Origin of the sequence: Capnocytophaga bilenii (assembly GCF_017565765.1) — a bacterium.
Taxonomy (GTDB): Bacteria; Bacteroidota; Bacteroidia; order Flavobacteriales; family Flavobacteriaceae; genus Capnocytophaga; species Capnocytophaga bilenii.
In genome coordinates, this window is record NZ_JAGDYP010000009.1 from 63,743 (window position 1) to 77,080 (window position 13,338).

Genomic DNA, 13,338 nt, shown 5'->3' on the forward strand with positions numbered 1-13,338 from the left:
GTGCAAAGGTACGGCTTTTTTTTAAATCTCCAAATTTTTGCCCAAAAAAAATATAAAAAAATAATTCTATCATTTATATCCACTTGAATATTAGTACATTATATTTCTACCTCACAATTACCCCAATTCAAAATTCAAAATTCACGATTCACCAAACCCTGAGCGAAGGTTGAGCGAAGGTTGAGCGAAGGTTGAGCGAAGGTTGAGCGAAGGAAAGTCGGCGAGCTGGCACAGCCGAGTATGTGAAGCCCGTGCGGCTCGTACCACCTGAAAAAAATATTTTGTTGTTTTAAATTATTTTATTATTTTTGCACTAAATAATTTGGCATTGGAGTTTGATTTTAAGAGTTGTGAGGGAGTGCCTTTTTTATAAAAACTAAATTATTTATGGATTTTCGTTTAGCTGCTGCCGATGATGCTAATAAAATAGCTACTTTACTAACCGACGTTTTTGCTAACTATAATATGTATCGCACCGTTCTAAGCAAGCATTTTACCGCCGATAGTAAATACATTGACTTTTTGAACAAGATGCATTACGTACAAGCCAAAAGTAATATCCGCAAAGGATATTGCTTGGTAGCCGAAGAAGATGACAATATTATTGCAGTAGCCATATTGCAAGATTTAAGCAAAACACGCATTACCGTGTGGGATTATATCCGTTCCGGTGCCCTTGATTTGCTGCCCTATAGCAATGTAGTACATCACTTTTTGCCGTTCTTAGAACGCAGTAGTGAGGCAGCCAAATACAATGTGCCTACAGGAGCGTGGTATTTAGAGAGCTTTTTGGTAAGCCCACAATGGCAAGGAAAACGCATAGGAGGTAAGTTTTTAGACAAAGCAGTAGTACCCTTGGTAGCTGCCAATGGCGGTCATTACCTAAGCCTCTCTACCAATACAGCTATGAATGTATTCTTTTATAAAAAACACGGTTTCAAACAAATAGATAAAGAAGAAATTGAAGGCGTAGAGGTATGGAGCTTGCTGAAAGAACTAAAAAACTAAGGTGATTTCTGCTGAAAAACACGATGCTGAAAAAAATGACAAATGAATGAACCAAATATAAAAAAATAATACTATGGAAGATACAATAAGAGTACGCTATTCTGATAAAGAATTAGAAGAATTTAAAGCACTTATAGAAGAAAAAATAAAAAAAGCTCAGAACGATTTAGAACTCATAAAAAGTTCGTATATGAATGGTGCCAGCAATGGTACTGATGACACTTCGCCCACGTTTAAAGCTTTTGAAGAGGGCTCTAAGGTTACTAGCAAAGAAGAAAATACCGCACTTGCTATTAGGCAAGAAAAGTTTATCCGAGACCTTAAAAATGCACTCGTTAGGATAGAAAATAAAACCTATGGCATTTGTCGTGTTACAGGGAAATTGATAGATAAACGCCGACTAATGGCTGTACCCCACGCCACCCTAAGTATTGAAGCTAAAAATATGCAATAAAATAGCTACTATAGTATTCAAGAGACCGTCTCAAAAGTCTTAAAACACACAATTACACTACACACTTTGGCAAACTTTAAAAGTTTGCCAAAGTTAATAACGCCTGATAATCACCCCCTTCCATAGTTCTTCAACCTCCCACCAGCGTGTTATAACCACTATCTCCACCTATACACCTATTTTGTAATGTTACCTATATTTTTTATTTTTTAAAAGTACAAAGAGAATAAATTTGAAAAAATATTTTGCACTATTAAAAAAATGCTGTATCTTGCGCCCTATAAAAATGAGCCAATATGGAAACTAAAGAGAAATACGAATTAGAAGTAGATGTCAATGCTTCACGGTCGCTATTGTTTCAGTACATAGCTACCCCAGAGGGGCTTGCAGCTTGGTATGCCGATGAGGTGCATTATAAAACTCCTTATTACACCTTTGTATGGGACGGCGTAGAAGAAAAAGCACTTTTATTACGCAAAAAAGAAGATGATTTGATTCGTTTTCATTGGGAATCTGATGAACAAGCCGATACTTTCTTTGAAATAAAAATAAAAGTAAATGAAATGACACAAGAAACTTCACTTGTAGTTACCGATTTTGCCCTACTCAACGAAATAGAAGAGGCTAAAAACCTTTGGACAAAGCAAATCAGTACCTTGAAATTACAAATAGGAGGCTAAAAACTATCTTAATAAAACTTTTGATTATAAAAATAGAGAATGATAAATTATAACGGAAATCTTGTAAGCACTACCGAACACTTCCTATCGGTAGATAATCGTGCTTTTAGATATGGTGATGGGGTGTTTGACATTTCTAAATACAGTATGAAAAAGGTGCTTTTTTGGGAAGACCACTACTTACGCCTCATGGCTGGAATGCGTATTATGCGTATGGAAATACCAATGAGCTTTTCTATGGAGTACTTAGAAGAGGAAATAGTGCGTACCGTGACTGCCAATGGGCTGGAAGATAAACAAGCTAAAATACGTATCAGTATTTTCAGACAAAATGGAGGTAATTATACCCCTTTGCACAACCAGATTGATTACCTGATAGAAGTAGAAGCATTAGCAGCAGCATTCTACGTACTCAATGACGAAGAATATGAGGTAGAACTCTTCAAAGATTTTTACTTGCAGCCAGACTTGCTTGCCAATGTAAAGCATACCAATCGTATCGTGAATGTGCTGGGCAGTATATTTGCACAAGAAAATGAATATCAAAACTGTATATTGCTAAACAGCGATAAAAATATAGCAGGAATGCTAAATGCCAACTTGTTTGTCGTACAAGGCAATACGCTGAAAACACCTCAGCTAAGTGATGGAGCAATGAATGGCATCACTCGTAAAATACTACTCAAATCACTTAAAAAAGTATCCGACTATGAGGTAGTAGAAACTTCTATATCGCCTTTTGAACTCCAAAAAGCCGATGAACTCTTCATTACTAATACGCTGGTAGGAATACAACCTATTACGCAGTATCGCAAAAAAACATATAGTACCGAAGTAGCTAAAAATTTAATAGGAAAACTCAATACAATAGCCCGTTTTGGGATGAGTTAGGAGAATAAACTATGAAAAAGTGGTTGGTAGCAATAAGCGGTGGGGTTGATAGTGTGGTATTAGCCCACTTATTACACTCACAAGGGATAGAAATCGTATTGGCACATTGTAATTTTAGCTTGCGCGGTGCCGAAAGTGATGCCGATGAGGCTTTTGTACGCCAATATGCCGCTACTTTGGGGGTAGCTTTAGAGGTCGTATGCTTCAATACTAAACAGTATGCTAAGGATTGCGGACTGAATACGCAATTGGCAGCCCGCGAATTGCGTTACCGCTGGTTTGCCGAAATGGCTAAAAAGCACCATTGTAGTGCTATTGCTACAGCACACCACGCCAATGACAACATAGAAACCTTCATCATCAACCTTTCACGAGGTAGTGGTTTAGACGGCTTGCTGGGGATACCACAACAAACAGCACAACTCGTACGTCCGTTACTACATATGCAGCGAGCGGAGATTCTATCTTATGCGCAACAGCACGGACTGCAATGGCGTGAGGATAGCTCAAATCACACCGATAAATACGTTCGCAATCGTATTCGTCATCATATTACACCACAATTGTTGCAAGTACACCCCAATTTTGTAGCCAATTTTCAGCAAACGCAGGCTTATTTGCAACAAGCCTCCCGATTGATAGATGCCTATATAGCCCAAATTCAAAAACAAGCTTTCTTAAATGACACTTTCCCCATAAAAATAGCAGTAAAAGTATTAGAAAATACCCCCGAACGGACATTGGTACTCCACAAGCTATTTTATAAATACGGTTTCCATAATCCCCCCGATTTAGAACAACTCTTCTTTAAAGCGGAAGCTGGTAAATATATCGTATCGGCTACACACCAGCTGGTAAAAGACAAGGATTGTGTGTTCCTAAAAGAGCGCATTGCCCAAGCACAAGAATATACTATTGAACGCAATACAGTAGCCATCAGTGAGCCCATAGCGTTGTGCTTCAACTTTTTAGCTCATCCTATTGATAATACTCCCTACTCCATATGCATAGCTGCCGATAAGTTACAATATCCGCTCCTATTACGACACAAGCGTGAAGGCGATGTGTTCTACCCCTTAGGTTTTGGACGCAAAAAGAAACTCAGTAAGTTTTTTATTGATGAAAAGTACTCGCAGATAGCCCGTGAATCGCAATGGTTGCTGTGCAATGGCGATGGAGCTATCATTTGGGTAGTAGGCAAGCGTATGGACAGCCGATTTGCCCCCAACGATACAACTACAGCTGTATTAATGATAGAACAACCATAAAGGAAAGTGTTTTAGACTCTGAAATTAGAGATTTCAAAAATTGCACTTATAGTCGGTATTGATGATTATAGCTATTAAATAAAAAATAATACGCACACGTAAAATTATTTTTATATTTTTGCAACGAAAAACTATAAAAACATTCCATTGAAAAGACTGAAAAGCATACAACCCATTTTAAAAAAGTATGATACACAAGGAAGTAGTCCTATTTTAGTAATGGCAAATGACCTAAAGCAATGGGTGTGTAAATATAGAAATGTAAATCAACTCTTTAATGAATTATTATCGTATCAATTTGCAAAAATATGGCAGATAAACATACCTGAATGTGCCTTAATAGAAATAGATTATAAGAAACATATAGAGCTGCTTAAAAATAAACGAGGGTTAGAACGACAATTTTTTGAAAGAGAATGTTTTGGTTCGCTTTTCTTACAGAATGCCATTGATGTTAATAAAACAATATTAATGGATAAAGATATTGTTAGAAGGATTAAGAATAAAAATGATTTGCTAAAAATCGCTCTTTTTGATATTTGGTTATCCAACGAAGATAGAACAACAAATAACTACAACTTGTTATTACAAGCAGTAAAAGGAGGGTACTCAATTTTGTACATCATTGACAATACGGAGATTTTTAATTCATCAATGGCATATAGCCAATCTTTAGAGCAAATAGCACAATGCGACAGCATACTCAATTCTGATTTATCTACATTAGTATTCAAGAATAATAGCGAAATAGTGCGAGAAGTGGAGGTTTTACTGAAAGAATTTCCTATCTTTACAAAGAGTTGCCAAAATAATTTAAAATCTATATTAAGTCAAGTTCCCGAAAAATGGCATATAAACTTACAAAGCTATGAAACTAAAATAAATACAATTTTCACAGAAGATTGGCTTAAAATTTGTACGCATACATTTAGAGAATATATACAAACATCAATAATTCATAAACCATAATGGAAACCTTATACTGTCCTATCTACTTATCTACAAACGCTCTATCGTCAGATAGATTTAGCGTTGGGCTCATTATGGCAAATAGTAATACCTTGTTTTTCAACTATTCTGATGAAAAACTAACAAAAGTGAAAAACTTATTCAGTAATGAAGCGTTTCTTATTGTAAAACAATATCTAAAATCACTTTATAAAAGTTTTAATACTGATGAAACAGATACTTTATTTACCAGAAAAGAAACATTGAATAATTGGGTAAATAAACAATATCTATCATACTTAGAAAAATACTCAAACAATCTCATACAATTTGGAGAAACAACAATTGTTGATATAGATCTTAATGAAGATATCTTTAAAAAATTCTTTGAAATGTATGTGTTTCGTTATCCTGTATTGATAGATAAAAAAAAGGATATTGATATATTGAAAAAACCACAGACTATATCCTTTTATAAAGAAGTGTCCGAAAGAGTTAATATAGATAGAGAAATTACAAATGAAGATTTAAATAGTCTTCTAATTCCTACAAAAGTTGGATTTATAGGTAAAAATGAAGTCCCCACAGCAGGAGATATACTTAACTTACAAAAAAGTGTGCAATCTATAAGTAATAATATAAATAGCTTTATATCCCTGATAAAAGCATTAGACGACAATCAAAATAAGAAAGGAAAATATTATCTTATAGGGGAAGAACCGGACAAAAGACTGAAAGAAAATCATCAACTTTGGAATAACCTTCGCAATACCAAAATAGTAGATTACGTAGAACTTCAAGATATAGAGGAAATAATCCATTATTTCAGACAGCACGAAGTAACTCCTTTTTTTGATGAATAATATAATTCTGATAACTCAAGGCGGTTAATGTTAATTTTGATTTGTCACATTATAGAGGTTATAGTCGGTACTGGCGGTGTAAGTATTTTTACAAACTTTTTTGCAATATCAAAATAATATTGTACTTTTGCATAGTCAAATCTACTAATTTTCTTTCTATTCATTTTAACTATTATAGATTTTTAAATAATTATGAGTTATAACGTTATACAAGTAGCCAATTGGCTAATAGAAAAAGCTAATAATACTGAAAATGGGGACTTTATAACTAACTTAAAACTTCAAAAGTTATTATATTACTTACAAGGGTATTATTTAGCAGTTTTTGAAAAACCTCTCTTTGATGATGAGATAGAGGCGTGGCAATATGGACCTGTTGTTCCTAATGCTTATTACGAGTTCAACGCTTTTGGAAAAAACGCTTTGCAACCTACAAGTGAGGGAATAGCTCAATTTACTAATGATGAGGAGGAGTTGCTCAATGAGGTATTTGAGGTATATAATGACTTCTCGGCAGTAGGACTTATGCATCGTACCCATAATGAGCCTACTTGGAAAAATATACCTACTGCTAAAGGAAGTATTATTACTAAGGAAAGAATGACTAAATTCTTTAAAACTCGTGTAAATTGGGATGAGTAAGAAAAAAATAAAACCAGTTGAAGAAGATGATAGTGTTGAAAGGAAGTATTTCTATCCTCTATTTTCATTCAAACACTTACAAACATCTGTCTCTTATAAAAACAGTAATGACTCTAAATTTTTTGTGGATTTTTTAGAGCGTTTACACAAGTTGAGTGTTTTAGGCTGGGAAGAAATCAGAAAGTCTCAACGCCACAGTTTTGGAATGGAGAAAATTCCGATAGACAAAATAAAACCTCAATGCCCAAGTTTTATTACTCCTGACATAAAAGAGTTGCACGTGTTTCGTGCCACTGGCAGCAATAAAGTATTTATAGGACTACAACAAGGTAATATTTTTCACGTTATTTTTATTGAGGCTGATTTTGGGGATGTGTATAATCATTAAAAAATAAGCAATGCAATTTTTAAACTGTTTTTAAAGTAAAATTTTGTTGCTGAAAATATTTTTTCATACCTTTGCCTTCTAAATACAACCTTATAAAAATATTATGCCACGAATCTATTATCGCGAGAGAAAACTACATAATGAACCTTTGGAAAATAACGTTATTACAACTGATATATTCAACGAGATTATTAGGATGGCTTCGTTTATTCCTGAGGGCGAATTGCAAATATTTGAACTACCACAAAAATCTTCTTCTTTCTTTTTCTGGAAAAACGATAAGGCTTTTAAATATGCGGTTGTTTGGAATACCGAAATGCCTCATACGACCTATGAATATGGCGATTTTTTCCTTCCCAAAGCGCTTGTTTTTTACGATGTAAAAGACGCTTATTTCCCTTCAGAATATTTTTCAATCGTAAATATAGATGATGCTCTGGAGGTGGGGGTAAGCCGCGCAGGTATCAATACAGCGTGGTATGAGCAGCCGCTATTGTGGCACAAGGTTACGCAACCTAAATGTATGAGGCGACTTGAAAAATCGGTGAAAGAACTTCACAATATTCTATCTAAAAACGAATGATTAGTTATATTGCTACCCTCCCTTTTTGGGTGCTCTGCATAATGGTTATTAATCATTTCCGCAAGCGAAACTACAAAACCTCACGCTATTACACCCCGCACCTGCCCGAAGAGCGAAAACGCTATATCGCAAAGCTAAAAAAATATTTGGTAGGGACGTCTCTTTTTTGGGGAGTATTGCTCTGTGTACCTTTTTACGCTACTATTTTTTTTGACTTGAGCGGGGATGATGACTATTCTTTTCTGCGGAAAATAACGCTTTATTTTGAGGAACATCCTTTTATGCTTTATATTACTTCGGCAGGAGTCATCGGGTGGTGTGTGTTTATCTATGTGCGGCACCAGCAGAATATAAAGCTCTTGCAAAAGCTCTTAGAAGAAATGACCCCTGCCGATTACAACCTCTTCACCCAAATGATGCAAGCGATGAGCTTTACCCAGCGTTATGAACCTTTTTGTGTGATTTGTCGCGAAAAAATATACTTCTTTGTCAATTTTGACTCCGAAGGGCTCGCCTTCAACGACATTGCAGAGATGCGCTGGGAACGCAAAGTGCGTCATCGGAGAAATAACGATAGAAATTCCCCTGATTTTGACATTGATGAAATGCTGCATATCTACACCCGTGCTGAGCCTAACAAGCCTTTTACCGTTACGATGCCCAAAGAACAGTATTATTTCCTGAAGCAAGTCTATCAAGAAGCAAAAAATAAACAAATTTGCTAATTTGCAATACTTTTGTAACTTTGCAGCCTCCAATTAGTTACTACCACTAATCATTAAAATTATATCAAAGTGTTTACAACCGAATATGACGTAATAGTAGTGGGTGCAGGGCACGCTGGTAGCGAAGCCGCTGCTGCTGCTGCCAATATGGGCGCAAAAACGCTACTTATCACTATGAATCTTCAGAATATAGCCCAAATGAGTTGCAATCCTGCTGTAGGAGGCATCGCCAAAGGGCAAATAGTACGCGAAATAGACGCTCTTGGCGGCTATATGGGTATTATTACTGATAAAACTGCTATCCAATTCAAGATGTTGAACCAATCGAAGGGGCCTGCTATGTGGAGCCCTCGTGCTCAGTCTGACCGTATGCGTTTTTCGGAGGCTTGGCGCTTGCAATTGGAAAGCCTCCCTACCTTGGACTTCTTTCAGGGAATGGCTAATGACCTTGTTATTGAGAATCATAAAGTAAAAGGAGTGCGTACCTCTTTGGGTATCACTATCAAGGCAAAGAGCGTAGTGCTTACCAATGGTACTTTCCTAAATGGGGTAATGCACATAGGGCTTAAGCAATTTGGTGGAGGACGTGCTGGCGAAAGTGCTGCCTACGGGCTTACCGAATGCCTTGTACAACACGGCTTTGAAGCTGGACGTATGAAAACAGGTACACCACCCCGTGTAGATGCTCGCTCACTCGATTTTAGCAAAATGATACCGCAACCTGGTGATGCCAATCCGCAGAAATTTTCTTTTTCGCCACAAACCCAACCGCTGGCTGTTCAGAAAGATTGTTATATGACCTACACCAGCGAGCGTGTGCACAACATCTTGCGCACAGGTTTCGACCGCTCGCCTATGTTTCAAGGTATTATTCACGGGGTAGGCCCTCGCTATTGTCCTTCTATTGAAGATAAAATCAACCGATTTGCCGATAAAGACCGCCACCAGCTATTTGTAGAGCCTGAAGGTTGGCATACTGTAGAAATGTACGTAAATGGCTTTTCTACTTCCTTGCCCGAAGAAGTGCAATACGCTGCCCTATCGCAGGTTGCAGGCTTTGAGAATGTGAAGTTCTTACGCCCTGGTTATGCTATCGAATACGACTATTTCCCGCCTACACAGCTGAAACACACTTTAGAAACTAAACTAATTGAAAATCTTTATTTTGCAGGACAAATCAACGGTACTACGGGCTATGAAGAAGCTGCTGCACAAGGACTAATGGCGGGCATCAACGCTGTACTAAAAGTGCGCGAGCGTGCTCCTTTTGTGCTAAAACGCAATGAGGCTTATATAGGGGTGCTTATTGACGACCTTATCACCAAAGGAACGGAAGAACCTTACCGAATGTTTACCTCACGTGCCGAATATCGCACCTTATTACGCCAAGACAACGCCGACAGCAGGCTCACACCGTTAGGATATGCCATAGGCACTGTTAGCGAAGAGCGTTTCCGTCAGTTCGAGGCTAAAGAGCGCAAAGTAAATCATTTTATCGATTACATTGCCAACCTCAGCATTACCCCCGATGAGGCAAACCCTATTTTGGAGAAATACAACTCTTCTGCTATGAAACAAGGCGACAAGCTCCAAAAAGTACTTTCTCGCCCCAATCTATCTTTAGCTGATTTTGAACCACTTGAGAAACTCACTACCTACCTCACCGAGCACCAGCTTACACAAGAAGAAAAAACACGTGCCGAAGTAGAAATAAAATACGCAGGATATATAGAAAAAGAAAAAAATAACGCCGACAAGCTCAATCGCTTAGAAAGCGTACGCATACCCGATGGTTTTGATTATGATAAGATTGTATCGTTGTCGTTTGAAGGTCGTGAAAAACTGAAGAAAATACGCCCCACTACCCTATCGCAAGCCTCACGCATCAGCGGAGTATCGCCTGCCGATGTAAGTGTATTGCTCATCTATATGGGGCGATAGACTACATATTCAGATATTTTTCAAAATAGCGAGATATATTCTTTAGTTCCTCACGATAGCTATCATCTTCTTTTTCAGAAAGTATTCCATAGCCATAACGCCTAAAGGTTTGCAATACCCCTGACAGGTCTTCAGTAATAATTTTCAGGGTAATGTGCACCGTATTCCCTACGTGGTTAGAAATGTAAAGTCCTAAAATTTTACTGTAATGGCTCTCGGCTATTTGCCCTATCTGTGCAAACGAATAATCATCAGCGGGTCGTTCTAATATTAGTACACGACCCGTTTCTTTTATGAAAGGTGTTTCGGCAAGCTGCAATAAGAAGTCATTCAATAGGTAGTAGCCCAAGTAATGCCCGTTATCGGTTATCACAGGTAGTATATCGGTATTATATATCGCAAAAGCCTCAATCACTTCGTCCCAAGCGGTAGTATTGTGCACGGCAAAGTGCTCATAAGCATACGCATAATTGCCTATCGTAGCACTTGGGGGGGCATCTTCTTCTATAAAATCCCTATCCAGCACCCCTATAAAAACATCGCCTTCGCAAATAGGCAATGCCGAAAGCTTATACTCTTCAAACAAGCATTGGGCTTCGCTTACCAAAGTTTTTTCAGTCATATATAACGAACGATGTATCTTCATAATCAATAACAATCAGTTTTTATTTGTTTTCTATTTTCAAAGTAGCTCAAAGGCTTTCCTAAATGAGTGCGGCATACCTGTTCCAGCACCTCATTAACAGCCTTGAGCATCGCCATCGAGCCACATATCATCACCACTCCTTTATTCTGTAATAATTGTGCCAGCATAGCACCTTCCCTTTGCAATATATCCTGCACGTAAAAACGATCCCCTTCGCGCGAAACAGCTTGCCAATAAGTTGTGATTTTACCTTCTTTAGTATATTGTTCTATATAAGGGCGATACAATTCCAACGATTCCTCACGACGGCAGCCCCACACAAGCGTAATAGGTTTTTTGCGAGTGTTTTCGGCAATCATTCCTATAAAAGGCGCCATTCCCACTCCATTGGCAATACACACCACTTGTGGTGCTTTCTTCGGAAAATGAAACTGCTTATTCACTACCAAAGCCGCTTGTAGGCTATCCCCTATTTTCAAATCGTTCAATTTATTTGATACAACCCCCTGCGGATGCAACTTCACACTCAGCCACACTTTGCCTTCGTATTTAGCTACCGAATAGAGTCGTTCCCTACCGTCTTCAGGAGTAATGCCCAAAAGGTCGCCCGAAGCAAAACGCAAGCTACTTTGCGGTGCTAAGCACACCATAAATATATCATCACCCTGCACAGGCGTCCTTGCTACCAAGTTAAAAGAAACCAACTTGCGTTCAGGTTTTGCCTTAAAATCGGCAGGCAAACGCAGTACTATACCCTGCGCTGTAGCCCAAGCCTCTGCCCATACTCTAAACTCCTCTATATTCTGGTCGTTGATAGTATGTAGCGGCGCCACACAGCTCCCCAATTTATGCTCGGCGAGCAAAGCCGAAACATCCTTAGCATACTTACAAAAATTACAATACAAAGCGGAGCCAAACCCCACTACGCTATATCCAAAAGGCTTTGTGGGCGGGGTCTTAGTCCACAATTCCGCAAAATGAGTTGCATTGACGGGTGCTTCTCCCTCAGCATAAGTACAAGTAAAAATTACCAGCTGCTCCAGCTTCTCAAAACCACCATATTGGTTCATATCAGCAAGATACGAGCGCTTGCCAGCTCGCAACAATTCATCGTGAAACCACCTTGCAAAACGCCTTGTAGTTCCCCCCTCGCTACCTACAAGCACTACATATTCACATTCGGCTCTATGAAACGGATTACGCCCCTTGTGCCTTTTTCGCAAAGTAATCGCAAAACCCGAATACACAAAAAACAATATTGCCAACGTAGTGAGCAACAACACCTTAGCCCAAATAGGGTGCCCCTTGCCAATGTGCAACGTACGCACCAAATAAGCCAAGCTCTTAAACGGACTGCTACTACTGCTAATAACCTCACCGGTAAACTGATTTACTATAAGATGCTTATCTATCAAATCTATCTTGTACACCTCTTCTACATCTTCAAAAGCTGGAAAATCAACAGACCTGACTTCCGAAAGGGGTACATTAAACGCTTCAATATTCTCTATAAACTCCACAGGCTCTTCACGAAGCGAAGCCACCTCATAATTGTGTGTTTCTTTGAATTTAGGTATTACACCCACTGTTTCCAGGGTCATATACACCCCCGTAAGGCACACAATCGCAATGGGAAGCAACGCCCAACGCCCCAAAAAAGTGTGGTAATAATTATAAAAACGCTCCTTGGGCAACTTAGCAAAAAACCTACCCCAACGCTTCTGTTTGCGCAGCACTAAGTATAATCCCGACAAGGTAATCGCCAGAAGACACAAGGCTGTCAGCCCCATCACCACACGCCCCGTTTTGCCTAAATAAAGCGAGCGATGCAACGTTTTTACAAACTGAATGAAAGCAGGCGTTTTATAATTTCCTTCAATCACCTTTGCCGATTGCGGGTGTATAAAGAGCGTTTTGCCCTCTGTCGTTTCTACCTTCACAAAGTGATTGCGGTCTACCGTGAGTTTCAAAGCATCTACATCTGTATATTTCAAAGCCCTCAGCGTTTGAGCAAGCGTAGTCCCTTCAAACTCATTGCTTTTGTAAGGCAACGACTGGTTATATACCGACTCCCCCGCCAGTATAGCCCCCGTAAGCGCCCCCAGCAAGATAAACAAGCCTGCAATCAGCGCAAATATTAAGTGTAATTTTCTACTCAATGTTTATAATTATTCTAACTTCTTTTTACTGAGCGCAAAGATACAAAAATATTTTCAATTTCATCACCCTCGTTTTCAAGCAATTTATCAACACAACCCCAAGCTACAAAAAACGGCGTGCTAATACAGATAGAATAAACTA

The 13,338-nt window shown here is 38.4% G+C and carries 14 protein-coding genes; 12 read left to right on the top strand and 2 right to left on the bottom strand.

What is annotated here, in order from left to right; all coding sequences use genetic code 11:
• Nucleotides 1–387 precede the first annotated feature (387 nt).
• The 12 genes from J4N46_RS10990 to mnmG all read left to right on the top strand — a co-directional run bounded on the left by J4N46_RS10990 (nt 388) and on the right by mnmG (nt 10,391).
• The gene (locus J4N46_RS10990; protein ID WP_208059331.1) at nt 388–1,008 is read left to right on the top strand and encodes a GNAT family N-acetyltransferase; all 621 of its coding nucleotides are present in this window, start codon (nt 388–390) and stop codon (nt 1,006–1,008) included.
• Between the two features lie 73 nt (nt 1,009–1,081).
• The gene (locus J4N46_RS10995; protein ID WP_009416063.1) at nt 1,082–1,462 is read left to right on the top strand and encodes a TraR/DksA family transcriptional regulator; all 381 of its coding nucleotides are present in this window, start codon (nt 1,082–1,084) and stop codon (nt 1,460–1,462) included.
• A gap of 296 nt (nt 1,463–1,758) precedes the next feature.
• The gene (locus tag J4N46_RS11000) at nt 1,759–2,142 is read left to right on the top strand and encodes an START-like domain-containing protein (RefSeq protein WP_208059332.1); all 384 of its coding nucleotides are present in this window, start codon (nt 1,759–1,761) and stop codon (nt 2,140–2,142) included.
• A gap of 39 nt (nt 2,143–2,181) precedes the next feature.
• Nucleotides 2,182–3,033, top strand: a complete 852-nt coding sequence (locus J4N46_RS11005) for an aminotransferase class IV (RefSeq protein WP_208059333.1) — start codon at nt 2,182–2,184, stop codon at nt 3,031–3,033.
• 11 nt (nt 3,034–3,044) lie between these two features.
• Entirely contained in the window at nt 3,045–4,301 is a 1,257-nt protein-coding gene (gene tilS / locus J4N46_RS11010) for a tRNA lysidine(34) synthetase TilS (protein ID WP_208059334.1), read from the top strand.
• Between the two features lie 147 nt (nt 4,302–4,448).
• Nucleotides 4,449–5,270 (top strand): HipA family kinase, encoded by an 822-nt coding sequence (locus J4N46_RS11015; RefSeq protein ID WP_236013956.1) that lies wholly within the window; start codon nt 4,449–4,451, stop codon nt 5,268–5,270.
• Entirely contained in the window at nt 5,270–6,112 is an 843-nt protein-coding gene (locus tag J4N46_RS11020) for a hypothetical protein (protein ID WP_208059335.1), read from the top strand. The genes J4N46_RS11015 and J4N46_RS11020 overlap by 1 nt, the downstream gene beginning before the upstream one ends.
• 192 nt (nt 6,113–6,304) lie before the next feature.
• Nucleotides 6,305–6,754, top strand: coding sequence for a Panacea domain-containing protein (locus tag J4N46_RS11025; protein ID WP_009416070.1), 450 nt, complete (start codon nt 6,305–6,307; stop codon nt 6,752–6,754).
• Nucleotides 6,747–7,142 (top strand): hypothetical protein, encoded by a 396-nt coding sequence (locus tag J4N46_RS11030; protein ID WP_009416071.1) that lies wholly within the window; start codon nt 6,747–6,749, stop codon nt 7,140–7,142. Before J4N46_RS11025 ends, J4N46_RS11030 begins: the two co-directional genes overlap by 8 nt.
• Nucleotides 7,143–7,245: 103 nt before the next feature.
• Entirely contained in the window at nt 7,246–7,725 is a 480-nt protein-coding gene (locus tag J4N46_RS11035) for a hypothetical protein (RefSeq protein ID WP_208059336.1), read from the top strand.
• The gene (locus tag J4N46_RS11040) at nt 7,722–8,450 is read left to right on the top strand and encodes a signal peptide protein, YSIRK family (protein ID WP_208059337.1); all 729 of its coding nucleotides are present in this window, start codon (nt 7,722–7,724) and stop codon (nt 8,448–8,450) included. Before J4N46_RS11035 ends, J4N46_RS11040 begins: the two co-directional genes overlap by 4 nt.
• Nucleotides 8,451–8,519: 69 nt before the next feature.
• Nucleotides 8,520–10,391, top strand: coding sequence for a tRNA uridine-5-carboxymethylaminomethyl(34) synthesis enzyme MnmG (mnmG, locus tag J4N46_RS11045; protein WP_208059338.1), 1,872 nt, complete (start codon nt 8,520–8,522; stop codon nt 10,389–10,391).
• A 1-nt stretch (nt 10,392) separates the two neighbouring features.
• Here the strand turns inward: mnmG and J4N46_RS11050 are convergent, their stop codons facing one another.
• Both J4N46_RS11050 and J4N46_RS11055 read right to left on the bottom strand, forming a co-directional pair.
• The gene (locus J4N46_RS11050) at nt 10,393–11,037 is read right to left on the bottom strand and encodes a CBS domain-containing protein (RefSeq protein WP_034557235.1); all 645 of its coding nucleotides are present in this window, start codon (nt 11,035–11,037) and stop codon (nt 10,393–10,395) included.
• A gap of 2 nt (nt 11,038–11,039) precedes the next feature.
• Entirely contained in the window at nt 11,040–13,196 is a 2,157-nt protein-coding gene (locus J4N46_RS11055; protein WP_208059339.1) for a PepSY domain-containing protein, read from the bottom strand.
• Nucleotides 13,197–13,338 lie beyond the last annotated feature (142 nt).

Excerpts from the sequence above, each read along its gene's own strand:
- J4N46_RS11000 (WP_208059332.1), top strand. The coding sequence starts at position 1,759 with ATGGAAACTAAAGAGAAATACGAATTAGAAGTAGATGTCAATGCTTCA.
- J4N46_RS11035 (WP_208059336.1), top strand. The coding sequence starts at position 7,246 with ATGCCACGAATCTATTATCGCGAGAGAAAACTACATAATGAACCTTTG.
- J4N46_RS11025 (WP_009416070.1), top strand. The coding sequence starts at position 6,305 with ATGAGTTATAACGTTATACAAGTAGCCAATTGGCTAATAGAAAAAGCT.
- J4N46_RS11030 (WP_009416071.1), top strand. The coding sequence starts at position 6,747 with ATGAGTAAGAAAAAAATAAAACCAGTTGAAGAAGATGATAGTGTTGAA.
- J4N46_RS11040 (WP_208059337.1), top strand. The coding sequence starts at position 7,722 with ATGATTAGTTATATTGCTACCCTCCCTTTTTGGGTGCTCTGCATAATG.
- J4N46_RS11050 (WP_034557235.1), bottom strand. The coding sequence starts at position 11,037 with ATGAAGATACATCGTTCGTTATATATGACTGAAAAAACTTTGGTAAGC.
- J4N46_RS11020 (WP_208059335.1), top strand. The coding sequence starts at position 5,270 with ATGGAAACCTTATACTGTCCTATCTACTTATCTACAAACGCTCTATCG.
- J4N46_RS10995 (WP_009416063.1), top strand. The coding sequence starts at position 1,082 with ATGGAAGATACAATAAGAGTACGCTATTCTGATAAAGAATTAGAAGAA.
- tilS (WP_208059334.1), top strand. The coding sequence starts at position 3,045 with ATGAAAAAGTGGTTGGTAGCAATAAGCGGTGGGGTTGATAGTGTGGTA.
- J4N46_RS10990 (WP_208059331.1), top strand. The coding sequence starts at position 388 with ATGGATTTTCGTTTAGCTGCTGCCGATGATGCTAATAAAATAGCTACT.
- J4N46_RS11005 (WP_208059333.1), top strand. The coding sequence starts at position 2,182 with ATGATAAATTATAACGGAAATCTTGTAAGCACTACCGAACACTTCCTA.